This is a genomic window from Xanthobacter sp. 91 (assembly GCF_000702385.1).
Lineage (GTDB): Bacteria > Pseudomonadota > Alphaproteobacteria > Rhizobiales > Xanthobacteraceae > Xanthobacter > Xanthobacter aminoxidans.
The window spans coordinates 1,720,441-1,744,080 of record NZ_JNIB01000001.1 but is presented as its reverse complement, the minus strand read 5'-3'; the positions used below and the strand labels follow the sequence as shown (position 1 = coordinate 1,744,080).

The 23,640-nt window shown below is 68.2% G+C and carries 23 protein-coding genes; 14 read left to right on the top strand and 9 right to left on the bottom strand.

What is annotated here, in order from left to right; all coding sequences use genetic code 11:
• Position 1 precedes the first annotated feature (1 nt).
• From A37E_RS0108365 to A37E_RS27610, 3 genes are all read right to left on the bottom strand, one after another.
• Positions 2-1,648: an AMP-binding protein gene (locus A37E_RS0108365; protein ID WP_029556188.1), complete on the bottom strand. Its 1,647-nt coding sequence runs from the start codon at positions 1,646-1,648 to the stop codon at positions 2-4.
• 136 nt (positions 1,649-1,784) lie between these two features.
• Positions 1,785-2,078, bottom strand: a complete 294-nt coding sequence (locus A37E_RS0108360) for a hypothetical protein (RefSeq protein WP_245272188.1) — start codon at positions 2,076-2,078, stop codon at positions 1,785-1,787.
• A gap of 53 nt (positions 2,079-2,131) precedes the next feature.
• Positions 2,132-2,824: a cold-shock protein gene (locus A37E_RS27610; protein ID WP_029556186.1), complete on the bottom strand. Its 693-nt coding sequence runs from the start codon at positions 2,822-2,824 to the stop codon at positions 2,132-2,134.
• A 479-nt stretch (positions 2,825-3,303) separates the two neighbouring features.
• Between A37E_RS27610 and A37E_RS0108350 the strand changes: the two genes are divergently transcribed.
• Positions 3,304-3,981 (top strand): nitroreductase family protein, encoded by a 678-nt coding sequence (locus A37E_RS0108350; RefSeq protein WP_081837512.1) that lies wholly within the window; start codon positions 3,304-3,306, stop codon positions 3,979-3,981.
• Positions 3,982-3,987: 6 nt separating this feature from the next.
• Here the strand turns inward: A37E_RS0108350 and A37E_RS0108345 are convergent, their stop codons facing one another.
• The gene (locus tag A37E_RS0108345) at positions 3,988-4,224 is read right to left on the bottom strand and encodes a hypothetical protein (protein ID WP_029556184.1); all 237 of its coding nucleotides are present in this window, start codon (positions 4,222-4,224) and stop codon (positions 3,988-3,990) included.
• Positions 4,225-4,408: 184 nt separating this feature from the next.
• On the opposite strand from A37E_RS0108345, the gene A37E_RS0108340 reads away from it, so the two are divergent.
• Together A37E_RS0108340 and A37E_RS0108335 are read left to right on the top strand one after the other, a co-directional pair.
• Positions 4,409-6,016 carry a gamma-glutamyltransferase gene (locus tag A37E_RS0108340; protein WP_029556183.1) on the top strand — a complete coding sequence of 536 codons (1,608 nt, stop codon included), beginning with the start codon at positions 4,409-4,411 and terminating at the stop codon, positions 6,014-6,016.
• A gap of 71 nt (positions 6,017-6,087) precedes the next feature.
• Positions 6,088-6,960 carry a glutaminyl-peptide cyclotransferase gene (locus tag A37E_RS0108335; protein ID WP_051678879.1) on the top strand — a complete coding sequence of 291 codons (873 nt, stop codon included), beginning with the start codon at positions 6,088-6,090 and terminating at the stop codon, positions 6,958-6,960.
• 512 nt (positions 6,961-7,472) lie between these two features.
• Here the strand turns inward: A37E_RS0108335 and A37E_RS0108330 are convergent.
• Positions 7,473-8,060, bottom strand: a complete 588-nt coding sequence (locus A37E_RS0108330) for a CarD family transcriptional regulator (RefSeq protein WP_024276699.1) — start codon at positions 8,058-8,060, stop codon at positions 7,473-7,475.
• A 566-nt stretch (positions 8,061-8,626) separates the two neighbouring features.
• Here A37E_RS0108330 and ahcY point away from each other — a divergent pair.
• From ahcY to A37E_RS0108280, 10 genes are all read left to right on the top strand, one after another.
• Positions 8,627-10,024 carry an adenosylhomocysteinase gene (gene ahcY / locus A37E_RS0108325; protein ID WP_029556181.1) on the top strand — a complete coding sequence of 466 codons (1,398 nt, stop codon included), beginning with the start codon at positions 8,627-8,629 and terminating at the stop codon, positions 10,022-10,024.
• 483 nt (positions 10,025-10,507) lie between these two features.
• On the top strand, positions 10,508-12,394 hold the full coding sequence (locus A37E_RS0108320) for a KUP/HAK/KT family potassium transporter (protein ID WP_029556180.1): 1,887 nt from the start codon (positions 10,508-10,510) through the stop codon (positions 12,392-12,394).
• Positions 12,395-12,578: 184 nt separating this feature from the next.
• Positions 12,579-13,622, top strand: a complete 1,044-nt coding sequence (locus A37E_RS0108315; RefSeq protein WP_029556179.1) for a lysylphosphatidylglycerol synthase domain-containing protein — start codon at positions 12,579-12,581, stop codon at positions 13,620-13,622.
• 143 nt (positions 13,623-13,765) lie between these two features.
• Complete coding sequence (locus A37E_RS0108310) at positions 13,766-14,170, top strand: DUF1398 family protein (protein WP_029556178.1); 405 nt, start codon at positions 13,766-13,768, stop codon at positions 14,168-14,170.
• A gap of 102 nt (positions 14,171-14,272) precedes the next feature.
• On the top strand, positions 14,273-14,749 hold the full coding sequence (locus A37E_RS0108305; RefSeq protein ID WP_029556177.1) for a TerB family tellurite resistance protein: 477 nt from the start codon (positions 14,273-14,275) through the stop codon (positions 14,747-14,749).
• Between the two features lie 11 nt (positions 14,750-14,760).
• Positions 14,761-15,510: a glutamine amidotransferase gene (locus tag A37E_RS0108300; RefSeq protein WP_029556176.1), complete on the top strand. Its 750-nt coding sequence runs from the start codon at positions 14,761-14,763 to the stop codon at positions 15,508-15,510.
• Between the two features lie 165 nt (positions 15,511-15,675).
• A complete protein-coding gene (locus A37E_RS0108295; RefSeq protein ID WP_029556175.1) occupies positions 15,676-16,599 on the top strand; it encodes a sugar phosphate isomerase/epimerase family protein in 924 nt (307 codons plus the stop codon).
• A 139-nt stretch (positions 16,600-16,738) separates the two neighbouring features.
• Positions 16,739-18,448, top strand: a complete 1,710-nt coding sequence (locus tag A37E_RS0108290) for an FMN-binding glutamate synthase family protein (RefSeq protein WP_245279293.1) — start codon at positions 16,739-16,741, stop codon at positions 18,446-18,448.
• 143 nt (positions 18,449-18,591) lie between these two features.
• Entirely contained in the window at positions 18,592-19,017 is a 426-nt protein-coding gene (locus A37E_RS0108285; protein ID WP_029556173.1) for an Hsp20 family protein, read from the top strand.
• A 43-nt stretch (positions 19,018-19,060) separates the two neighbouring features.
• Positions 19,061-19,327 carry a DUF1150 domain-containing protein gene (locus tag A37E_RS0108280; protein ID WP_024276708.1) on the top strand — a complete coding sequence of 89 codons (267 nt, stop codon included), beginning with the start codon at positions 19,061-19,063 and terminating at the stop codon, positions 19,325-19,327.
• An 84-nt stretch (positions 19,328-19,411) separates the two neighbouring features.
• Here the strand turns inward: A37E_RS0108280 and ptsN are convergent, their stop codons facing one another.
• From ptsN to A37E_RS0108260, 4 genes are all read right to left on the bottom strand, one after another.
• Positions 19,412-19,876, bottom strand: a complete 465-nt coding sequence (ptsN, locus tag A37E_RS0108275; protein WP_029556172.1) for a PTS IIA-like nitrogen regulatory protein PtsN — start codon at positions 19,874-19,876, stop codon at positions 19,412-19,414.
• 395 nt (positions 19,877-20,271) lie between these two features.
• Positions 20,272-20,856, bottom strand: coding sequence for a ribosome-associated translation inhibitor RaiA (gene raiA, locus A37E_RS0108270; RefSeq protein ID WP_029556171.1), 585 nt, complete (start codon positions 20,854-20,856; stop codon positions 20,272-20,274).
• Between the two features lie 177 nt (positions 20,857-21,033).
• Positions 21,034-21,585: a cytochrome b gene (locus A37E_RS0108265; RefSeq protein WP_029556170.1), complete on the bottom strand. Its 552-nt coding sequence runs from the start codon at positions 21,583-21,585 to the stop codon at positions 21,034-21,036.
• Complete coding sequence (locus A37E_RS0108260) at positions 21,542-22,354, bottom strand: RibD family protein (RefSeq protein ID WP_051678878.1); 813 nt, start codon at positions 22,352-22,354, stop codon at positions 21,542-21,544. The genes A37E_RS0108265 and A37E_RS0108260 overlap by 44 nt, the downstream gene beginning before the upstream one ends.
• A 129-nt stretch (positions 22,355-22,483) precedes the next feature.
• Here A37E_RS0108260 and ribA point away from each other — a divergent pair, with 129 nt between their 5' ends.
• On the top strand, positions 22,484-23,596 hold the full coding sequence (gene ribA / locus A37E_RS0108255; protein WP_029556168.1) for a GTP cyclohydrolase II RibA: 1,113 nt from the start codon (positions 22,484-22,486) through the stop codon (positions 23,594-23,596).
• Positions 23,597-23,640: the final 44 nt, after the last annotated feature.

The window sequence follows — 23,640 nt, the reverse complement described above, 5'->3', positions numbered from 1 at the left end:
ATTAGTCGCGCAGCATCCGGCGGATGACCTTGCCAGTGGTGGTCAGCGGCAGCTCGTCCACGAACTGGATCTCGCGGGGATATTCGTAGGCCGCGAGCCGGGTGCGCACGAAGTCGCGGATCTCCGCCTCCAGCTCCGGCGTGGGCTCCACGCCGGGCATGGGCACGATGACCGCCTTGACGATCTCCGTGCGCAGCGGGTCCTTCTTGCCCACGGCCGCGGCCATGGCGACGGCGGGGTGCTTCAGGAGCACGTCCTCGATCTCCGCCGGGCCGATGCGGTAGCCGGCCGAGGTGATGACGTCGTCGTCGCGGCCGAGGAAGTGGAAATAGCCCTCCTCGTCCCGCGTCGCGAGATCGCCGGTGAGGAGCCAGCCGTCCTTCACCTTGTCGGCGGTGGCCTCGGGGCGGTTCCAGTAGGTGAGGAACATCACCGGGTCGGGCGTGCGCACGGCGATCTGGCCCATCTGGCCGGGCGGCAGGATGCGCCCGTCCTCGCCCAGCACCGCCACCTCGTGGCCGGGCACCGCCTTGCCGGTGGCGCCGGCCTTGGCCACGCCCAGCGCGGCCGAGGAGCCGATGACGTAGTTGCATTCGGTCTGGCCGTAGAATTCGTTCACCGGCACGCCGAGGGCCTCGCGACCCCAGTCGAACGTCTCGGCGCCCAGAGCCTCGCCGGCCGAGCCCACCGTGCGCAGCGCGAAGCCGAACTTTTCGCGCGGGTTCTGCACCTGCCGCATCATGCGCAGCGCGGTGGGCGGGATGAAGACGTTGCGCACCTCGGCGCGCTTCATCAGAGCGAAGGCGGCTTCGGGATCGAACTTGCCCCGCGGCTGCGCCACCACAGGCACGCCCAGCGCCAGCGCCGGCAGCACGGTGTTCAGGAGCCCGCCGGCCCAGGCCCAGTCGGAGGGCGTCCACATGCGGTCGCCCGCCTGCCCGATGCCCTCATGGGTGAAGGTGACGCCGCTCACATGGGCGAACAGCACCCGGTGGCCGTGCAGCGCGCCCTTGGGCTGGCCGGTGGTGCCGGAGGTGTAGATCATCAGCGCCGGATCGTCCGGGCCGGAGGATATGGGAAGCGGGCGGTCGGAGGCCGCCTCCACCAGAGCGGAGAAGCCGACGGCGCCGTCGCGCGGGCCGTCCACATTGACCACGAGATCCAGCGCCTCGGGCCGCGCGAGCAGCTTGGCGAGGCCGGCATCGTCGGTGACGAGGGCGCGGGCGCCGGAATCCAGAAGGCGGTAGGCGATGGCATCCACGCCGAACGCGCCGGCCAGAGGCACCGCGATGGCGCCCATCTTGTAGACGGCGAGATGGGTGACGAGCACTTCCAGCGACTGGGGGAGCAGAATGGCCACCCGGTCGCCGGGCCGGATGCCGGAGGCGACGAGCGCATGGGCCAGCCGGTTGGAGAGCCGCGCCAGCGCGCCGTAGGAGACCGGGGAGAAGCCGTCGCCCGAGGGCAGGAAGAGCGCGGGACGGTCCGGATGCTGCGCCGCGATCGCATCGCAGGCGTGCACCGCCATATTGTAGCGCTCCGGCACCATCCAGAGGAAAGCGCGGCGCCGGCGCTCATAGGCGCTGGAACGCTCGTATTCGCTGGAAACTGCGCCTGATCCCGATGCGCCCGTGCTGTGCGCCAGCATCCCGACCCGTGCCTTTCCGCCCCGCCCTTTTGTTGCGGTGCACGCTACAGGCTCGCGCGGCCAAGGTCCACCCGGCCGTTAGCCGGGGCAACTCGCAGCGGATTCGGGGAGGATCAGGGACCGGCGGCCGGACGGCTCAGCGCCGCACGCCTTCTTCCTGCATGAGGGCTTCGGTGGCCGCGATGGCCCCTTCCAGCTCGGAAATCTTGCGCAGCATGCCATCGGAGGGAAGGGTGGAGCCCTTGGCTGCGGTGAGGACCAGCTCGCGCTGGGCCGCCTTGAGGCGATCGAGAAGGCTTGCGAGGTCAGCCTCGGCCTGTTGCGCCATGGTGGTATTGAACTCCGGCATCGCTCCCAGGCTGCGCCTGCGGAACGGAAACTGCAAAAACGGAAACGGCGCCGCGCTTGCGCCCGGCACCGCTGGTTGCATTGCTCTTCACCGCCGCCCGGACGAACCGGCCGGCGGCAAAGGGATCTGCGAGATCAGTCGGCGAGCTCGATGCCGCGGGCTTCGGGACCCTTGGGGCCCTGACCCACCTGCACCACAACGCGCTGGCCTTCGGCGAGGTCGCTGAGGCCGGAACGGGAGATGACGGTGACGTGCACGAACACGTCCTTGCCGCCGCCCTCAACCGCGATGAAGCCGAAGCCCTTCTCGGGGTTGTACCACTTCACGGTGCCCACGCGCTCTTCGGTGGGGCCGGTCGCGGCACGGGGGCCACCACCCGCGCGGGGGGCGCCGCCGAAGCCGCCGCCACCGCCGAAACCACCGCCGCCGGCACGGTCGCCGAAGCTGCGGCGGGCCGGAGCGGCTTCCGCGGTCGAGGTGTCGACTTCGAGCACTTCAGTGACCTGACGGCCCTTCTGGCCCTGGCCGACGCGCACCGACAGCTTGGAGCCGGGGGGCACGCTTTCCTGGCCGGCGGCCTCGAGGGCGCGGGCGTGCAGGAACACGTCACCCGAACCGTCGGACAGCTCGACGAAGCCGAAACCCTTCTCAGGGTTGAACCACTTCACCGTGGCGTCGATGGTCGGGCCGGAGGGGGCGGGGGCGCTGAAGCTGCTGCTGGGCGAGGAAAAAGGACGATCCCCTCCGAAGCCGCGGTCACGCGGCGGCGCAAAGTCGTCATCAAAGCCACGGCGGCGCGGCTCTCGGAAGTCTCGGTTACGGCTCATGTGTATTTCCGTTGAGGTCAGTCGCCAATTTTGGCTTAGGGCCATCCACCACTGCCGGACAATGATGCGTTTCTTCGTGCCACACTTTAACTTGCACGCTTCGGGCGTATTAAATTCCGCCTTCGCACAACGCCTGTTCCAGCCACCCGCGTCTCGCCTCGCAGCCTATATGACAGGTCGGAAAACATGCCCACGCACTCGGGCGCACGGCTCCGACCAACATCCAGACTAACACATCTCTCCCGCTTTGGTACATGAATGTTGGGCGATGGCGCGGCGAGATTGTTGCGCAGCATCTCGCGCGGGGGTCCCGTCCGTCCGGACCCGCCCGTTCGGCAGGTGATGGGCGCCCCCGGCGGCGACGCGAAGACTTCTAGTTTGATTGTACCTCGTTCTATTTTGCGGCGGTGCATCTATTCATGGGGACTCAAGTGGGCGCCCCATTGGCCGTTCCCGCGCCTGCCCTTCAGGAGGCCGCCATGGCCGAAGCCGTCGAATCCCGATCCCCCGGCCGTGAGGCCGCATCGCCCCCGCACGGCCATGGCGCGGCGGCGGCCTACCAGACGCCGCTGGCGGATGTGCCGGTCTTTCCCGGGACGCTGGATCTGCTGGAGACACGCCGTTCCCTGCCGTTGCGGGCGCTGCTGGACCCCGGCCCGACGCCGCAGGAGCTGGACCGCATGCTCGCCATCGCCGCGCGGGTGCCGGACCATGGCCGGCTGGTGCCGTGGCGCTTCATCGTCATCGAGGGGGCGGCGAGCGAAGCGGCCGGGGCGCGGCTCGATGCGCTCTATGCCGCGCAGAATCCGGGCCTCGCGCCTGACAAGGCGCGCATGTGGCGGGACTATCTGATGCGGGCGCCCGTCACCGTGGTGGTGGTGAGCCGGGCGGACCCGGCCGCCAAGATCCCCGAGCTGAACCAGATTCTCTCCGCCGGGGCGGCCGCGATGAATCTGGTGGTGGCGGCGACGGCGCTGGGCTTTTCCGCGCTGTGGCTGCTGAAGTGGCCGGGGCGTGACCCTGCGGCGGCGGCGCTGCTGGGGGTCGGGGCGGGGGAGAAGGTGGCCGGCTTCATCCATATCGGCCGACCGGCGACGCGTCCGGACGACCGCCCGCGCCCGGCGCTCGCCGACGTGGTGACGCGCTGGCAGCCGTGAGACGGCTCAGTTCAGCGACATCTCCACCTGATAGGCGCGGCGGAAGTACTTCACCGAGATATAGAGCGCGACGAGGCCGAACAGCGCCATCAGGGCGTATTCGCCGATATCGCCGAGGTGCATCAGGCCGGCCAGGGCCCAGCCGGCGGCGATGGCGGTGGCAATGGCCTGGGTGGCGACCAGCGTCGTGGCGCTCACCACGGTGAACAGGCTGCCGCCCCCCGTCTTGCCCAAACCCGCCATTCCAGTCTCCCGATACCGTCCGGCGCAATCACGCCAAACCGCGCGGCGGGCGTCGGACACTGGAGTCTTTCGCCGGCCGCTGCTCTATAAGGGGCGGAAACTGCGCTGGGCGCGGCGCCGGGTCAAGTCCGCCGATCCCGTCCGCACGCCTGTCCTCCCTCCCGTCCTGCCCCCGAGGAGCCTCATGCTGGCCGCTGAAGAGTATGAAAGCACCCACGCCGCCCGCGGTATCGTTGCCGCGCCCCATCACCTGGCCGCCGCGGCGGGGCAGGAGGTGCTGGCCGAAGGCGGCAACGCCGTCGAGGCCATGATCGCGGCGGCGGCGGCCATCGCCGTGGTCTATCCGCACATGAACCATGTGGGCGGCGACGGCTTCTGGCTCATCCGCGAGCCGTCCGGGCGGGTGCGCTATATCGAGGCGTGCGGCTTCGCCGGTAGCCTCGCCACCATCGCCCGCTACCACGACCTCGGCTTCGAGACGATCCCCACCCGCGGCCCGAACGCCGCCGTCACCGTGCCCGGCGCGGTGGGCGGCTGGGCGCTGGCGCTGGATGCGGCGCGCGGCCATGGCGGGCGGATGACCCTGCGCCGGCTGCTGGAGCCGGCCATCCGCTTCGCCCGCGAGGGCGTGCCGGTGACGCGCTCCCAGACGCGGCTCACCCGCGAGAAGCGGGCGGAACTGGAGAATGCTCCGGGCTTCGCCGAGGTGTTCCTGCCCGGCGGCGAAGTGCCGGAGGAGGGATCGCTGCAGCGCCAGCCGCGCCTCGCCGACACGCTGGACCACCTCGCCGCCGCCGGCCTCGCCGATTTCTATCGGGGCGATGTGGGTCGCGAGATGGCGTCGGACCTGGAGCGCATCGGCAGCCCCGTCACCCGCGCCGATCTCGAGCGCTATAGCGCCCGCGAGCGCCCGCCGCTGGAGATGAAGATCGGCGGCGCCCGCCTGTTCAACGCCCCGCCGCCGACGCAGGGCCTCGCCTCCCTCCTCATCCTCGGCCTGTTCGACCAGCTCAAGGTGGCGCGGGCGGAGACGTTCGAGCACATCCATGGGCTGGTGGAGGCCACCAAGCGCGCGTTTCTGGTGCGCCAGCAGGTGGTGTGCGATCCCGAGCACCTGCCGCACGATCCCGCCGCCTTCCTCGATCCCAAGGCGCTGGCGCAGCGGGCGGCGAAGATCGACATGGGGCGGGCGCTGGCCTGGCCGCACGAGGCGAAGCCCGGCGATACCATCTGGATGGGCACGGCCGATTCCTCGGGGCTGGCGGTGTCCTACATCCAGTCCATCTATTTCGAGTTCGGCTCGGGCTGCGTGCTGCCGTCCACCGGCGTGCTGATGCAGAACCGCGGCTGCAGCTTCGTGCTCGACCCGAAGGCGCTCAACCCCTTGCTGCCCGGCCGGCGGCCCTTCCACACCCTCAACCCCGCCCTCGCCGAACTCGCCGACGGGCGCATCCTCGCCTACGGCACCATGGGCGGGGAGGGGCAGCCGCAGACGCAGGCGGCGGTGTTCACCCGCCACGCGCTGTTCGGCGTGCCGCTGGGCGAGGCCATCGCTCGGCCGCGCTGGCTGCTGGGCCGGACCTGGGGCGACCAGGAGACCAATCTGAAGCTCGAATCCCGCTTCGACGGCAATCTCGTGGATCGCCTTCTGTCGGTGGGGCACGAGCTGGTGGTGCTGCCGGAAGCCTACTCCGACACCATGGGCCATGCCGGTGGCGTGGTGATCCACCCCAGCGGACAGCTCGAAGGCGCCCACGATCCGCGCGCGGATGGCGGGGCGGCGGGCGTCTGACGGCTTGAGCTTGACGCCCGGCGCGGCGCGCGCCGACCATGCCGCCAACACCAACACGGGGGGCGGCGCCAATGACCGGGCAGGGCGTGATCGGACGGCGGTCCGTCGTGAAGGGCATGGCCGGGCTCGGCCTGGCGGCGCTGGCCGCCGGCCGTGCCCGCGCGGCGGGCGAGCAGTCATCCACCGGCGAGCCGCCCACCCACGGCCCCATCCAGCTCACCTCCGAGCGGGTGCTGGGGCAGAGCGCCATCCCCGTCTACCGCTACCGGGTGGTGAAGGTGCATCCGCACGACACCTCCTCCTATACGGAGGGTTTCGTGCTGGAGGGCGGCACCATCTATGAGGGCACCGGCCTCTACGGCCGCTCGCGGCTGATCGCGTGGGACCTCAAGAGCGGGCAGGTGCTGCGCGAGCGGGCGCTGGACCCCAACGTCTTCGGCGAAGGCGTGACGGTGATGGGCGAGCGCATCTACCAGCTCACCTATCTCGACAATCACGCCTACGTCTACGACCGCAAGACGTTCGAGCGGATCGGCGCCTTCCGCTACACCGAGCAGGGGTGGGGGATGACCCATGACGGCACCCACCTCATCACCAGCAACGGCTCGTCCTCCATCGTCTTCCGCGATCCCGCCACCTTCGAGCGGGTGCGCACCATCTTCGTCTCCGACGCGGTGGCGCCGCTGGGCTTCCTCAACGAGCTGGAATATGCGGACGGCAAGCTCTACGCCAATGTCTGGCAGAGCCATTTCATCGCCATCATCGATCCGGCGGACGGCAGGATGCTGGGCTGGATTGACCTGTCGGGCCTCAATCCCGATCCGGCGAAGCTGGTCTATCCCTATGTGCTGAACGGCATCGCCTTCGATCCCGCCACCGGCCACCTGCTGGTCACGGGCAAGTGCTGGCCCCATGTGTGGGAGATCGCGCTGGAACCGCGCTGAGCCGGCCCTGACATGAATCCGGCTGCCGTCCGGGGAAGACGACAGCCGGGGAGCTTCGGCCGCGCCGGCGGGAGACCCCGCCGCGCCGCACGGGTCACAGCCCGACGCAGATCGCGCCGCTGCTGGGTCTTGGCGTCACGTTGACCTCCTTGCTCGGTGCCGCGCGCGCAGCCCGGCCTCCGCGCCCGCAGGTGCAGACGCGCCGGACCCCGGCGGGGCTTTCTTGATCTTGTTTGGGATGTTGCCGATCGCGGACGTGAGGGAGCATGAAACGTCTCCATGCCGGCGCCCCCGCCTGCTCAGCGCTGCCATCATAGCGTGCCGGAAGGCCGCGTACACCCCGGCGGGGCGGCCGCGCGAAAACTTGATCCGGCTGCCGCGGCGCTGCCGCCCGGGCAAAAAAGAACCCGGCTCGAGGCCGGGTGCGTCATTCCAAAAAAGAACCCGGCTTGAGGCCGGGTTCCTGTCGCTCGCCGTGTAAAACTGGGACCCAAACGCCAGATGCTGGACGCTCAGGCGGCCTCTTCGGCTTCCATGTCCTGGTCGATGTCGGCTTCCTCGGCCACCTTGGCGGCGCCGCGGCGCGGACCCTTGAGGAGGTTCTGCTCGATGAGCTTCACCGCCTCGGTCTCGGTGATGTTCTGCACGGCCGACAGCTCGCGGGCCATGCGGTCAAGGGCGGCCTCGTAGAGCTGGCGCTCGGAATAGGACTGCTCGGGCTGGGCCTCGGAGCGGTAGAGGTCGCGCACCACCTCGGAGATGGCGACGAGGTCGCCGGAATTGATCTTCGCTTCGTATTCCTGCGCGCGGCGGCTCCACATGGTGCGCTTGACGCGGGCGCGGCCCTGCAGGGTCTCGAGCGACTTCTCGACGATGTTGGTCTCGGAAAGCTTGCGCATGCCGACGCTGGCGATCTTGGCGAGGGGCACCCGCAGCGTCATCTTGTCCTTTTCAAACGAGATCACGAAGAGTTCGAGCTTGAAACCGGCGACTTCCTGTTCCTCGATGGCCATGATACGGCCAACACCATGGGACGGGTAAACAATGTGCTCGCCCGTCTTGAAGCCGAGACGGGCCTGCGCGTTCTTCTTTGCCGACATGCTCTTGACACTCCTGATCCGGCCCTGGAAAACCGGGGCCGAACCTGTTGGTGCGCCGGCCGGCCGGTCCGGTCCCGGCAACGGCGCGCACCTTCAGCTGCGGATATGGGTCGCGGCCGGAACGCCCGCCACCCCGCTCTGCCAGACGATATACAGACAGCCTTTGCGCCGCGCCGCAGGAAGACGGCCGGCACCTATTCTCGCCCCTTTGTTCCCGAGAATGCGCCCTGGAATATGCGCGAACACATTGCGGACGCGATGTGGCTGGATGTGGAAGCAATCGACTGTAAAGTCACGTATATCACATTTTTTGTCGGAATCAAAGCGCGTGTGTCGCCAACCTTACCTTGGCCGGTGGCAGGCGGCGACTTGGGGCACGACTGGAGGTCTGCTGGGCGCCGACTTGCGAGGCGTTGCGCGGCGCCGCTTTGCGCAGCGTCGTGACAAGGTCATATAAGCATTTCTTTATATCCTTATTGCCCGTCCGGACCCGCCATGCTAAAGGGCGCGCCATGACCGGCGGCCCGGACCGTGCCGCCCCGAGCCGATCTCAAGCGGAGCGATCCATGAGCAACGATTACGTGGTGAAGGACATCAACCTCGCGGACTGGGGCCGCAAGGAACTGGACATCGCCGAGATCGAGATGCCCGGCCTCATGGCCACCCGCGCCGAATACGGTCCCTCGCAGCCGCTCAAGGGCGCCCGCATCGCCGGCTCGCTGCACATGACCATCCAGACCGGCGTGCTCATCGAGACGCTGAAGGCGCTCGGCGCCGACGTGCGCTGGGCCTCGTGCAACATCTACTCCACCCAGGACCACGCCGCGGCCGCCATCGCCGCCGCCGGCACCCCCGTCTTCGCCATCAAGGGCGAGTCGCTGGAGGAGTATTGGGAGTACACCCACCGCATCTTCGAGTGGGCGGACGGCGGCACCCCCAACATGATCCTCGACGACGGCGGCGACGCGACGCTGCTCGTCCACCTCGGCAAGCGCGCGGAAGAGGGTGACACCGCCTTCCTCGACGGCGCCACCAACGAGGAGGAGGAAGTCCTCTTCGCCGCCATCAAGCGCCGCCTGAAGCACAAGCACGGCTGGTACTCGCAGCTCGCCAAGAACATCCAGGGCGTGACGGAAGAGACCACCACGGGCGTGCATCGCCTCTACGAGATGCAGAAGAAGGGCACGCTGCTGTGGCCCGCCATCAACGTGAACGACAGCGTCACCAAGTCGAAGTTCGACAACCTGTACGGCTGCCGTGAATCGCTGGTGGACGGCATCCGCCGCGGCACCGACGTGATGATGGCCGGCAAGGTGGCCATGGTCGCGGGCTTCGGCGACGTGGGCAAGGGCTCGGCCGCCTCGCTGCGCAATGCCGGCTGCCGCGTGATGGTCTCCGAGGTCGATCCCATCTGCGCCCTGCAGGCGGCGATGGAAGGCTATGAGGTCACCACCATGGAGGATGCCGCCACGCGCGCCGACATCTTCGTGACCGCCACCGGCAATCTGGACGTGATCACCGTGGACCACATGCGGGCCATGAAGGACCGCGCCATCGTCTGCAACATCGGCCACTTCGACAGCGAGATCCAGGTGGCCGGCCTCAAGAACCTGAAGTGGCACAACGTGAAGCCGCAGGTGGACGAGGTCGAGTTCGCCGACGGCAAGCGCATCATCCTCTTGTCCGAGGGGCGCCTCGTGAACCTCGGCAACGCCACCGGCCATCCGAGCTTCGTGATGTCGGCGTCGTTCACCAACCAGACGCTGGCGCAGATCGAGCTGTTCACCAAGCCCGGCCAGTACGACAAGAAGGTTTACACCCTGCCGAAGTCGCTGGACGAGAAGGTGGCGGCGCTGCACCTCGACAAGATCGGCGTGAAGCTCACCAAGCTCACCGACCAGCAGTCGGCCTATATCGGCGTGGCGCAGAAGGGCCCGTTCAAGCCCGAGCACTACCGCTACTGATTGCGCGACGGAACGCGGCGCGCCGCGTCTGTCCTGATGTTCGTGAACGCCGGCCCTCGGGCCGGCGTTCTGCGTTTGGGGGCCGCGCGCGGGGTCCGTGTGGCACCGCATTGTGTTCACCTGCGAACGGGGATAGGTGTTGGGAACCCGCAACGCGCGGGAAGCCGGTTCCGCGATCGCCGTGCGGCGGGGTGTCGGAACGGATCGGTCCGGGGCATACCGCGCTCCGGGGCGAAGGCTTCCGGCGCCGAGCGGGGGCGGGTTCGGGCCTCGGGACGACCGGGGCGGAGACCTGCAGCGGGGCATGTGCGGGGGCTGGTTGCGGGGGCTTGGCCTTGGACGGTTACGTGCGACGCTCGCGAGGCGCCTTCCTGCGCGATGCATCCGGTTGCGATGCGCATTCTCCCGCCGGCCGGAGCGCCGGTCGCGGTTCGTCACGCTCACCCCTGACGTTCGCGCCCGGCTGAGAGGCAGCCGCCCTTCATGTCCACGAGCTTTTCCCGCGACCGTTCGCGCACCCTGCCGTTCGCTGCGGAGATCGGCGCCCTCGGCGTCGTCTTCGGCGACATCGGCACCAGCCCCCTCTACGCCCTCAAGCAGGGCGTGCTGGCGGTGGGCGGAACCAATTTCATCGGCGCCGACGTGCTCGGCCTGCTCTCCCTCATCACCTGGAGCATCATCCTCTCCGTCACGGTGAAGTACGTCTTCCTCGTGCTCAGGGCGGACAATGACGGCGAAGGCGGCATCCTCGCCCTCGTGACGCTGCTCGATCTGCATCGCAGCGCCATTGGCCTCAGATGGTATTTGCTTGCAGCCGGCCTCCTCGGCGCCGCCATGCTCATCGGCGACGGCGTGCTCACGCCGGCCATGTCGGTGCTCTCCGCCATCGAGGGCCTGCAGGTCATCGCGCCGGAACTGGAGCACTGGGTGGTGGCGCTCACCTGCCTCGTGCTCGCGGCCATCTTCTTCTCCCAGCGCCTCGGCACCGAGCGCATCGCCTCTTTCTTCGGCCCGGTGATGCTGCTGTGGTTCGGCTCGCTGGCGGCGCTCGGCATCTACGGCATCCTCCAGGCGCCGCAGGTGATCGCGGGCCTCGATCCGCGCCACGGCATCATGCTGATGGTCCAGCACCCCGGCCTTGCCGGCGTCATCCTCGGCGCCTGCTTCCTGGCGGTGACCGGCGGCGAGGCGCTTTATGCGGACCTCGGGCATTTCGGCCGGCCGGTGATCGCGCGGGCCTGGCTGTTCGTGGCCATGCCGGCGCTGCTGCTCAACTATTTCGGGCAGGGCGCGATCCTGCTGGTGGACCCGAGCGCGGTCCGCAATCCCTTCTACGACCTCTGCCCCGACATGTTCGACATTCCGCTGCTGTTCCTCGCGACGGCGGCGACCGTGATCGCCTCGCAATCCATCATCACCGGCGTGTTCTCGCTGGCGAAGCAGGCCATCGAGCTGGGCTATCTGCCGCCCATGCGCATCCGCTACACCTCCGAGCACAACGAGCAGCACATCTATGTGGGCCGGCTGAACTGGCTGCTGATGATCGCCTGTATCGCCGTGGTGCTGGGCTTCGAGGCGTCCGACCGGCTGGCGTCGGCCTACGGCATCGCGGTGGCGTTCGCCATGGTGACGACCTCCATCCTGTTCATCGCCCAGGTGAAGCGGGCGTGGGGCTGGCCCTCCTTCGCGGTGTGGGCCATGGCCGCCGGCCTGCTGACGGTGGATTTCGCCTTCGCCTCCGCCAACATGACCAAGATCCACGACGGCGGCTGGCTGCCGCTCTCCATCGCGGCGGTCATCATCTTCGTGATGGTCAGCTGGCGCCGCGGCCTCGAGGCGGTGGTGGCCCAGCAGGTGCGCTTTACCGAGCCGCTGGACAATTTCGTCGCCCGCAAGGACCGGGTGAACGATGTGGAGGCGCCGCGCACTGCCATCTTTCTGTCTCGTGCAGGTGCGATGACGCCCGTGGCGCTTTCCCGGATGGCAGACCTGCTGAAGGTCCGGTTCGAGAAGGCGGTTATCGTCTCGGTCTGGATCGCCGCCCGCCCCAGGGTGTCGGTGGAAGACCGGGTCAAGGTGACCACCCTCAATGAGGGGTTCGTGCGGGTTGATCTGCGCTTCGGCTACATGCAGCAGATCGACGTGCCGTCTGTGCTGGGTCCGGCGCTGAGCGCGCGGGGCATCGATCCGGACGCGGCGATCTACGTGATCGGCCACGAGCGGATCATCCCGCCTGACGAGGTCATCAAGCTGAGGGACGTGGTCGCCCACGTCTTCGCGTTCCTCGCGCGCAATGCCGAGCGTTCGGTGGACCGGTTCGGCCTGCCGCGTGCCCGGACGGTGGAGATCGGCTATCCGGTGAAGCTCTGAGCATCCGCTCCGGCACCGGCGGCCAGTCCGATCCCAGCCTTAGGCAGGGCTTACAGTGTATCACGAACCCCAAGACGGCCTGGCTTCGAACGATGCTCCGCAAAAAAAGGCTCCCCATAGGGCAGGGGAGCAAACTACAACAGGGGCGTCCGAGGTCGTCGCGGGCGGGGGGAACGGTGACGATATGGGTACGCGCACTCTGGCGGTGAGAGTATCGACGTTCTTCAAGGAGCGGGTGGGTCTGCACGGCCTCGGCTTCATCCTGAGCCTGATCGTGATCGCCTTCGCGGCGACCGTGCTCTACCGGATGCTGCACAACCTCAAGTGGTCGGATGTGCTCGACGCCCTGCGCGAGAAGAACCCGCGCGACGTCGCCATCGCCTTCTTCCTGGTTGCCGGTGCCTATCTGACGCTCACCTTCTATGACTGGTTCGCCCTGCGCACCATCGGCAAGGACCACGTGCCCTATCGCGTCGCGGCGCTGTCCGGCTTCTGCTCCTATTCGGTGGGGCACAATGTGGGCTTCACCGTCTTCACCGGCGGCTCGGTGCGCTACCGCATCTATTCGGCCTGGGGGCTCGGCGCCATCGATGTGGCGAAGATCTGCTTCGTGGCCGGCCTCACCTTCTGGCTCGGCAACATCGCCGTGCTCGGCCTCGGCATCACGCTGCACCCCGAGGCGGCCACCGCCGTGGACCAGCTGCCGCCCTTCATCAACCGGCTCATCGGCGTCGCGGCCCTGAGCGCGCTGGTGGCCTACATCACCTGGGTGTCGCTGGCGCCGCGCACCATCGGCCGCTCCACCTGGTTCGTCACGCTGCCGCGCGGCCGCACCACGCTGCTGCAGGTGGGCATCGGCATCCTCGACCTCAGCCTGTGCGCCGCCGCCATGTACATGCTGATGCCGGCGTCGCCCTATATCGACCCCATCAGCCTGTCGGTCATCTTCGTCACCGCCACCCTGCTGGGCTTCGCCAGCCACGCGCCGGGCGGGCTCGGGGTGTTCGATGCGGCGCTCCTCGTCGCCCTGCCGCAGTTCGACAAGGCGGAGCTTCTGGGCGCGCTGCTGGTGTTCCGGCTGTTCTACTACATCGTGCCCTTCGCCTTCGCCTTGACCCTGCTCGGCGCCCGCGAACTCAGCCTGCGCATCGCCGGCAAGGAGCAGGCGGCGGCCGAGAAGGCCGAGGCCAAGGCCCGCGCGGCGGCGTCCAAAACGCCGGCGGAATAAGACCCCGCGGAATAAGGTTTCCTCGGAACACGGCTCCGGCGCGACGGCGGCGGAGCGGGAAACGCCGGAGCGTCTGTTGCGGCAGGTCGCCGGGCACGGCAGCATGACGGCCGTTCCCGCCGAGTGAGCCCTGGGGCGAAGCCATGACCGACGAGCAGAAGGCCGTTGCCCGCGCCTGTCTTGCCGCCGCAGAGGGCGACACCCTGATCTTCCCGGAGATCGTGGGCGCGCTCATCGCCGCCGGCTTCGAGAGCTATGCGGTGGATCTGCGCCGCGCCACCGCCACCTATTATCTGCCCGACGGCGACAGCCTGGAGCTGCCGGCCCACCGTGTCGCGACGGCCATCGCGCCCGCCTTCGACACCGCTCGCCTTAAGGCCGCGATCCGCGAGGCGCAGCAACAGGTGCCGGGCTACACCTATCGCGGCTTCTGCGAGACGGCGGCGGCGGCCGGCTGCGCCGGCTACATCGTCTCCTTCCCCGGCCGCCGCGCCCTCTATTTCGGCCGGACCGCGGAGACACATGTGGAGCTGTTTCCGGGCTCTTGAGGGGCGTCCTCCGGATCGGGTCCGTCTTCCTCCCTTGCACCGCCGCAGCCGTCATGGCACAGGCGAAAGGAGCCCGAGCCCCGAGCCCCAGGACCCAGAGGCATGTTCCGCACCCTCTCCGACTTCATCTCCGACATCACCGGAGGCCACCGCGAGGCCGCCGCCTTCGACGAGACCGACTATCGCCTCGCCGCCGCGGCGCTGCTGGTGCATGTCATGTCCATCGACGGGGCGGTGACGCCGGAAGAGCGGGCGGTGCTCAAGACCATCCTCGCCGGCCGCTTCGCCCTCGACGAGGTCGAGACCGAGCAGCTGGTGGAACTGGCCATCGCCAAGGACGCCGAGGCGGTGGACCTCTACGCCTTCACCAGCGTGCTCAACCGGGCGCTGGACGAGGAAGGGCGCCTGCGCATCGTCGAGATGATGTTCGAGGTGGCCTATGCGGACGGCGGCCTCTCCGAGTTCGAGGACAATCTCGTCTGGCGCGCCGCCGAGCTTCTGAACGTCGGCTCCCGCGACCGCATCCGCATCCGCCGCGAGGTGCGCGAGGAGACCGAAGGCGGCGACACGCCGGCCTGAGGGCGCGCGCCGTGGCCGCACCGGAAGACGACCCGCGCACCCTTTTGGTGGTGCTCCATCAGGAGCGCTCCACGCCCGGCCGCGTGGGCGAGCGCCTGAAGGCGCGCGGGTTCGCGCTGGACGTGCGCCGTCCGGCGCTGGGCGATCCCCTGCCGGACACCTTCGCGCACCACGCCGGCCTCCTCGTCTTCGGCGGCCCCATGAGCGCCAATGACGACAGCGACTTCATCCGCGCCGAGACCCGGCTGATGGAGCGGGCGCTGGCCGCGGACCTCCCCACCCTCGGCATCTGCCTCGGCGCGCAGATCCTCGCCCGGGCGCTGGGCGGACATGTGGCGCCCCATGCCGAGGGCATCTGCGAGATGGGCTATTACCCGCTCCGCGCCACGGAGGCTGGCGCCGCGCTGATGCCGTGGCCGGGCCATGTCTACCACTGGCACACCGAGGGCTTCGACGTGCCCGCCGGTGCCGAGCTGCTCGCCACCGGCACCGTATTCCCCAATCAGGCCTTCCGGGCGGGGGCCGCCTGGGGTGTCCAGTTCCATCCCGAGGTGACGCGGGAGATGATGGTGACCTGGATCGAGCGCGGCGCCCACCGCTTCACCCGGAAAGGCGCCCAGCCGGGGGAGGCCCATCTCGCCGGATGGGCCCTGCACGACGGCGCGGTGGTGAGCTGGCTCGATGCCTTCCTCGCCACCATCTTCGCCACCGGGGAAGAGGACGGACGCGCGATCGCGCTCGACGAGAATGGTGGTATCTGAGGGGGTGTTCGGGACTGACAGTGCCTGATGGCACCGATACCCCACCTGAATCGATGCTGAACCCCGCCGATTCTTCTGTACAGTTCGATCAGCCGGCCGGCTGTCACAGGCGTCTCATTTCTCTTCGCTAGCCTGAGGCGAAAAATCCCCGAGGGAGCATCGCCCATGGACGCGCGCACGCCTTTTCCCGCCATCCGGGGCATCGGATATTCCATCCGAACCACGTCGCCGGACTTCGACGACCTGCCCGCCGCCCTCGATGAGGCCGAGCGCTTGGGCGTTGATTTCGTTGAGCTTCCCGTCTTCGCCTGGACGCTGGTGGTGGACGGCCGGGTGCTGCAGGACCGCCTCGATCGTCTCGTCGCCGCCACCCGCGACCGCCCCTTTGGCTACACCGTGCATGGGCCGCTCGCCATCAACCTCATGTCCCCGAAGGAGCGCCTCCCCCGTCACGAGGCCTTCCTGGACGCCATGATCGCCATAGCCGGCTCACTTTCCGCCCCCCACCTCGTCCTCCACTCCGGCTGCGTCCGGGGGGACGATGATGTGGCGATGGCCTATGAGCGGCAGCGCAACGCCTTGCTCAAGGCCGGCGACAAGGCCGGCGTGGCGGGCGTAACCCTTTGCGTGGAAAACATCTTCCGCTACGAGACCATGCGCGAGACGGCGCTGCCCTCGCGGCTCGCCGGAGAGCTGGACGCCATCGATCATCCCCACGTCCGCGCCACTCTGGACGTGAGCCACGCCCTCCTGCGGTCCACCGACGCCCGGGTGGACTTCGCCGCCGAAATCGCCGCTCTGGCCCCCTATGCCCGCCATGTCCATGTCCACGAAAGCTTTGGCAGGCCTCAGGAAAGCTGGGCCATCGACGATGCCGAGCGGGCCGGCCTCGGCGAGGGCGACCTGCACCTGCCGCTGGGCTGGGGCGGCATCGACTGGGACCTCGTCGCCCGCCGCTGCGCCTTCCCGGCCGGCACCATCGTCAATCTGGAGCTGAACCGCCGCTACTGGCGCGAGTTGCCTGACCAGATCGTGCGCCTGCGCGCCCTCGCCGACAGCTTCGCCAGCCACGCCGACGCCCCGGCCTGAGACGCGTGCAGTGCGGCGGGCGGTGGATCGCCAATGCCGCAGCGCACATTCATGCCTTTGATTCGATGTGCCTTTTTTATCGCGCCGGTGCTCCCCTCCGGCGCCAAATCGACTAGCTTGGCGGCGAAGGAGACTGCCCATGCCCGTCGCCACCAAGCCCGAATACAAGTCCGCCCCCCAGCCCGAAGGCGGTGCGGATGGCCTGTTCATGTCCTCCAGCGCCCGCGGGTTGCTGCGGCGATGGAGCGTGTTCATCACCGTGACGGTGATCGCGCTCGTCAGCCTCCTGCTCTCCTTCACTTCCCACCAGGCGTGGCTGATCGTCTTCTGCGTGCTCTTTCCCCTTGTTCTGGTTGGAATTTTCGACGTCACACAGTCCGAGCACTCGCTCCTGCGCAACTACCCGGTGATCGGCTCGGTGCGCTGGATCTTCGAGGCGATGCGCCCCTATCTCCGGCAGTATCTGATGGAGGACGACCAGTCCGAGCGGCCCTACAACCGCGAGGACCGGTCCATCATCTACGCCCGCGCCAAGAACGAGGAAGACCGCCAGCCCTTCGGCACCGAGCTCGACACCTATGCGGCCGAGTATGAGTGGATGACCCACTCCCTCGCCCCCGCGCCGGTGGCGCACGAGCCGTTCCGGGTGACGGTGGGCGGCAGCGCCTGCGCAAAGCCTTATTCCGCCTCGGTTCTCAATGTCTCCGCCATGAGCTTCGGCTCGCTGGGACGCAACGCCATCGAGGCGCTGAACCTCGGGGCGAAGACCGCCGGCTGCTATCACGATACCGGCGAGGGCGGACTGTCGCCCTATCACCGCATCCATGGCGGCGACATCGTGTGGGAGCTGGGTTCCGGCTATTTCGGCGCCCGCAACCGCGACGGTACCTTTTCGCCCGAGCGCTTCGCCGAGCGCGCGACCGACCCCCAGGTCAAGATGGTGGAGATCAAGCTCTCCCAAGGCGCCAAGCCGGGTCATGGCGGTGTGCTGCCGGCCGCCAAGGTGACGCCGGAGATCGCCGAGATCCGGGGAATCCCGCTGGGCGAGGACTGCATCTCGCCGTCGCGTCATTCCGCCTTTTCGACGCCGGCGCAGATGATGGAATTCGTCGCGCAATTGCGGGAGCTGTCCGGCGGCAAGCCGGTGGGCATCAAGCTCTGCGTCGGCCATCCCAGCGAGGTGTTCGCCCTCGCCAAGGCCATGGTGAAGACGGGCATCCAGCCCGATTTCGTCGTGGTGGACGGGGCGGAGGGCGGCACCGGCGCCGCGCCGCACGAGCTCGCGGACCATCTGGGCATGCCGCTGCGCGAAGGGCTCATTCTGATGCGCAACGCACTGGTGGGCACCGGGCTCCGGCAGAATGTGCGCCTCGCCGCCTCAGGCAAGGTCACATCCGGCTTCTCCATGGCGGCGAACATGGCCATCGGTGCCGACTGGTGCAACGCGGCCCGCGCCTTCATGTTCTCGCTCGGCTGCGTCATGTCCATGCGCTGCCATACCGGCACCTGCCCGACGGGCGTCACCACCAACGATCCTCACCTGCAACGCGGCCTCGTCGTGGACGAGAAGGCGGAGCGGGTGGCGAGCTTCCACCGGCATACGGTGCACGCGCTGGCGGAACTGATCGCGGCGGCGGGGCTGGAGCATCCCGGCGACCTCTTGCCCCATCACGTCTGGCACCGGGTCAGCCCCATCGAGGTCAAGGCGCTCGACCGCATCTACACCTTCCTTGAGGCGGGTTCCCTTCTGGATGCGCCGGACGAGACACCCTATGCCGCCGAGTGGCATGCGGCCGACGCCGACAGCTTCGCCCCGCGCCAGACCGTGGGTCCGCGCCGCGCCGCCTGAGTCCGCCCGCGGCATCGAGCCTTGCGGGGGGATGGAGTGCCCCCCATATGCACCCTTGTCGGGATGCCGAGAGGGTCCCGGCGGGCATGGCCGGATAGGTGCATGCCCGGCAATGCAAAGTCGCTTGACGAGGACTTTGGCTGATGTCGCGGATGTCTTCCCTGTCGTCCCCCTTTCTTCTGGGGTTCGACGAGGTCGAGCGGGCGCTCGACCGGGTGGCCAAGAGCGCGGACGGGTATCCTCCCTACAATGTGGAGAGGATCGAAGCCGCCGGTGAGCCGCTGCGCCTCAGGATCACCCTGGCGGTGGCGGGCTTCACGGCGGAGCAGCTCGAGGTCGTGCTGGAGGAGAAGGAACTGACCATTCGGGGCCGTCAGGTCGAGGATGGACAGGGCCGGATTTTCCTGCATCGGGGGATCGCCGCCCGGCAGTTCCAGCGCACCTTCGTGCTTGCAGAAGGCATGAATGTGCTGGGTGCCGAATTGAAGCACGGCCTCCTGTCCGTGGATCTGGTTCGCCCCGAGCCGGCCCGCCACGCCAAGCGAATCGACATCGTCTCCCGCTCCTGAAGGGGAGAGGTGCCGGATTTGCCAGGAGTAGAGGAGTAGATTGATGACCCACGATACCGAACACGAAGTCCTGGCGGACATCACCCCGGAGGCTCTGGCTGTCCTGGGCGGCGGCGAAATCGCCTACGTGCGCAGCATCAAGTCGGAGGACGTGCCGTCCCTGTTCCCGCAGGCGCCGGAGATCGCGCCCGGCATGACGCTGTTTACGCTGCACGCAGCCGATGGCACGCCCATCATGCTGACCGACAGCCGCGAGGCCGCGCTGGCCAATGCCATGCAGCACGAGCTGGTGACCGTCAGCGTGCACTGACGGCCGGAAGGCCGGTCAACGGGCAAAGGTTCTGAATTTTCCCGCCGGGTCGGCAACGGCCCGGCTTTTTGTTGCCGCTCGCGCTCAGGCGGCGTTTGAGGCCGAGGTGGCGGTCAGCAGAGCGTGCATCGCGCCGGCATCGCGCGTGGCCCGGAGCTTTTCCACAACATCGGGGTCTCGCAGCATTCGGGCAACCCGTGCCAACGCCTTGAGGTGATCCGCGCCGGCGGCTTCAGGGGCCAGAAGCAGGAACACGAGGTCCACCGGCGCGCCGTCCAGCGATTCGAAATCGATGGGCTTCTCCAGCCGCGCGAACAGGCCGAACAGCTTGGTGAGACCGGGGAGCTTGCCGTGCGGAATGGCGATGCCGTTGCCGACGCCGGTCGAGCCCAGGCGCTCGCGCTGCAGCAGCGTATCGAAGATGTCCCGCTGATCGCGGCCCATCAGCAGGGCCGCATGGTGGGAGAGTTCCTGCAGGGCCTGTTTCTTGCTGCTCGCCCGCAGCATCGGAAACACTGCGTCCGGGGCAAGGAGGTCGGCGAGCGGCATCGATCAGGTCCCTGGGGCGAGCGGCCGAGGCTCGGTAAAGCGGCGGACGCAAGGAACGGTTCAAAGGCGGCGGCGCCCCCAAAGCGCCGATGCATTGCTCCGTCCCCATTCAAAACGCGGGAGGGTTGTCCCTCCCGGAGGTCTTCATGCGGCCTCCATCTAGCGTTAACCAGCCTCCGGCTCAAGCCGGGGCGGTATGCGCAGAGATTCGTTGGTGCGGGTCGGCGCTGTTCCGAAGCGTCCCGGCCCGCCCGCTTGGCAAGGCTCCGGCACGGCTTTCAGCATCTGCCCCCCGGCATCGCCATGACCCGCGAGGGCACCGTTCCCGCCCGGGTCGACTTCCAAGATCTTCGGCGCGCATCGGGGAGCCTGCAAGCAGGCCCCCCGCGCGTGGTCTAGTGCAATTCCTCGGCGCCTGGGTCGATCCATCCCACATGGCCGTCGGGCCGGCGGTAGACGACGCTGACCCGGCCATGGCCGGCGTGGCGGAAGACGACGACGGGAGCACCGGTGATGTCGAGCTCCACGACGGCATCCGCCACCGAGAGCGTGCGCAGGCGCGTCACCTGCTCCGCCACCACGGTCGGGCTCCAGCCGACGAGTTCTTCCTCGGTCTCGGTTTCGGGCGCGGCGCTCAGGATGTAGCTCTGGGCGGCATGATCGACACCATTGCCGTTGCCATGCCCGTGACGATCCTTGAGGCGCTGCTTGTAGCGGCGGAGGCGCTTCTCGATCTTCTCGACCGCCACGTCGGCGCAGGCATTCGGATCCTGCGCATTGCCGTGCGCCTGAAGGTTCACGCCCGAATCAAGATGAAGCATGCATTCGGAGCGGTAGCCGGAGCCGTCCCTCGTGACGGTCACGTGCCCTGACCATCCACCGTCGAAGTATTTTTCGAGGACTTCCGAGACCCGCTCGGTCAAACGCTGGCGAAGAGCTTCGCCGACGTCGAGATTCTTTCCGGACACGCGTAGGGCCATGCGATTTGATCCCCTATGAACGGTCCCGCGAGGGACCGTCTCATGCATTGCAAACCGGCCGGCTACCTAAAGAGGTAGGAGTGCTTCGCCGGCATGTCAACGGAAACAGCGGCCGGAAACCGAACGGTTTTTTGGGATCGCCAATCGTTAACGGAACGCGGCGCTTCAGCTCCTCGGTCAGCGAGACAGGCCCGGCCACATGCGCGAGAGCACGCCGTCGCGCAGGATGACGCCATGCCAAAGGCCCGCCCCCGCGTGCATGATCACCAGCGCGGTCATGACGAAGCCGAGCCGCGCGTGCCAGTCGCCGAAGAGATCGGCGAGGGCGTCGTTCTTGGCAATGATATTGGGCAGCGTGAACAGCCCGAAGATGCTCACTGCGCTGCCGAAGGCGTTGGAGGCCAGCCACCCGAGCACTGGCATGACGAAGATCAGCACATAGAGCGCGTAATGCACCGTATTGGCGACGATCCAGAGTGCCTTCGGCATGCCCTCGGGCGGGGCTGGAGGCGGATTGAGGATGCGAATCAGCACGCGGATCACCGCGAGGCAGAGGATGGTGAAGCCGATGGAGCGGTGGAGATCGAACAGCCGGTCCTGCGTGGGGCCGGAATCCATGTTCATCATGGCAAATCCCAGCGGGATCACGAGGATCACCAGGACCGCCATGATCCAGTGGATACGCCTAGCCGGCGGCGCGTAGGGCTCGGGATGAGACGTGCTGTTCATCGGGGGGATTGGCCTCCACTGGCGAAGGCGCGTCCCGCGAACCGGCGCCGCGGGCGCTCTCCCGCAGATCGCACCGGAACAGGACGTCGCCATCGGCGAATACATGCACCTGCGCCTTCGGGCGCAGCGCGTGAGCCAGAGTGTCGCATGCCTTGCGGGACAAGCCGATGCGGCCGGCTCCCAGGATGACCGGGGACACGAAAACGTGAAGCTGGTCCACGAGGTCGGCTTCTAGGAAGGCTGAGAGGGTGGTGGGGCCTCCCTCCACGAGGATCCGCCTGAATCCCTGCTGCACCAGTGACTCGAGGATCGCGCACGGATCGAACGCGGGACCGTCGTCCATCTCCACCAGGTCCACCCCCGCGGGAAGCGGAGCGCAGACACTCCGCCGCCGAACCACGAGCCGGCGCACGCCATCCTCGGCGAAACAGCGCGCATTTGGATCGACCCGGCCCGACGGATCGATCACCACCCGCGCCGGACTCACACCAGCTATGCGGCGCACCGTCAGCAGCGGATCGTCCGCGCAGACCGTTCCCACCCCCACCACCACAGCGTCAACGGACGCCCGCAACGCGTGCAGGTGGTCGAGGGCATGGGGGCCGTTGATGTATTTCGACTCGCCCGAGGTGGTGGCGATGCGCCCGTCCAGGGATTGGCCGAGCTGGGCGATGACGTGCGGGCGCGGATTTGCCGCCGCTTCCTGGTCCTGCACCGGATATCCACTCACTCGCTTGTGCGACCGGAGCCGCAGGGTCGTGTCATCCATCGGTCCTCGCCCGGCGTAAGCAGACAGTTCGATCAGGAACGCGTCATCATGCCGTTTGTTACGCTCCTGCCGATACGACAGATCGTTCGCGCCGTCGGCTGGTCGCGTTTCCCGCTGTGAGAGGTCAAAATGGCGTCCATCGTTGAAGGTCTTGGGTTTGCGCCGGACGCGGGGCGGCTTTCCGTGGAGCGCGCCATTGCCGAGGTCCGGTCCGCTCGCGCCGTTGTGATCGCGGCGGGTGACGTCCGTTTGGTGGTCGTGGCGGCGGAGGCGTTTGACGCGACGATGGCCGGAGTGCTCGAGGGCGCTGGCGCCGCTGATGCCAGCCTCGTGCTGGCAGCTCCACGGCTGAATCGGTTGGGATCGCCTCGTGCCCAGGCGGGCGCGGTTGCCCTTCCGCATCTCGATATCGACCGAGTGACAAGTCTGGCGCTCAAGCCCGAGACGCGGCTCGACGCGCCGGTCGCCCCAGCGACGCCTGCCCAAGTCGCCGCGCTGGAACTGCTCGCGCTCGCTTTGGTGCTGCCGGCGGCGGTGGTCTGCTCGGTACCGGAGGGTATGGCTGCCGGTCTGGTGACGGTGGAGGCGCACGACATCATGGCCTTCCGGGCCGCAGAGGTTGCGCGGCTAACAATTGTCGGGCGCGCGCCAGTGCCGCTCGAAGGCGCTCCGGAAACCGAGTTCGTCGTCTTTCGCGGTGGCGATGGACTGCGCGACCAGGTGGCGATCATCGTCGGCCGTCCGGACCTGTCGCGGGCGGTGGCGGTGCGGCTGCATTCCGCGTGCCTGACCGGCGACCTGTTCGGCTCGCTGAAGTGCGATTGCGGAGATCAGCTGCGCGACACGGTGCGACGGATGGCCCAAGGCGACGGCGGCATCCTGCTCTATCTGGACCAGGAGGGCCGCGGCAACGGCATCTCCAACAAAATGCGCGCCTATGCCCTGCAAGCCCAGGGCTTTGACACCTACGATGCGGACGCTGCGCTCGGCTTCGACCTCGATCAGCGCCGGTTCGATTTCGCCGCCGCCATGCTCCGCCAGCTCGGCGTGTCCGCGGTTCGGGTGTTCACCAACAACCCGCAGAAGATCGAGGCGCTGAACGCGGCCGGGCTGGAGGTGGTTGCCGACCAGCGGGTGCTCGGCCGCCCGACGGCGGAAAATGTCCGCTATCTCGCCTCCAAGCGCGACCGCGCGGGCCACTACATCGATTTCGAGGCCCTCGCCGCCCGCGCGCCGGACTGAGATTGGCGCCTACCATCCGATCTGCCTTGTCGACGAGCTTCGAA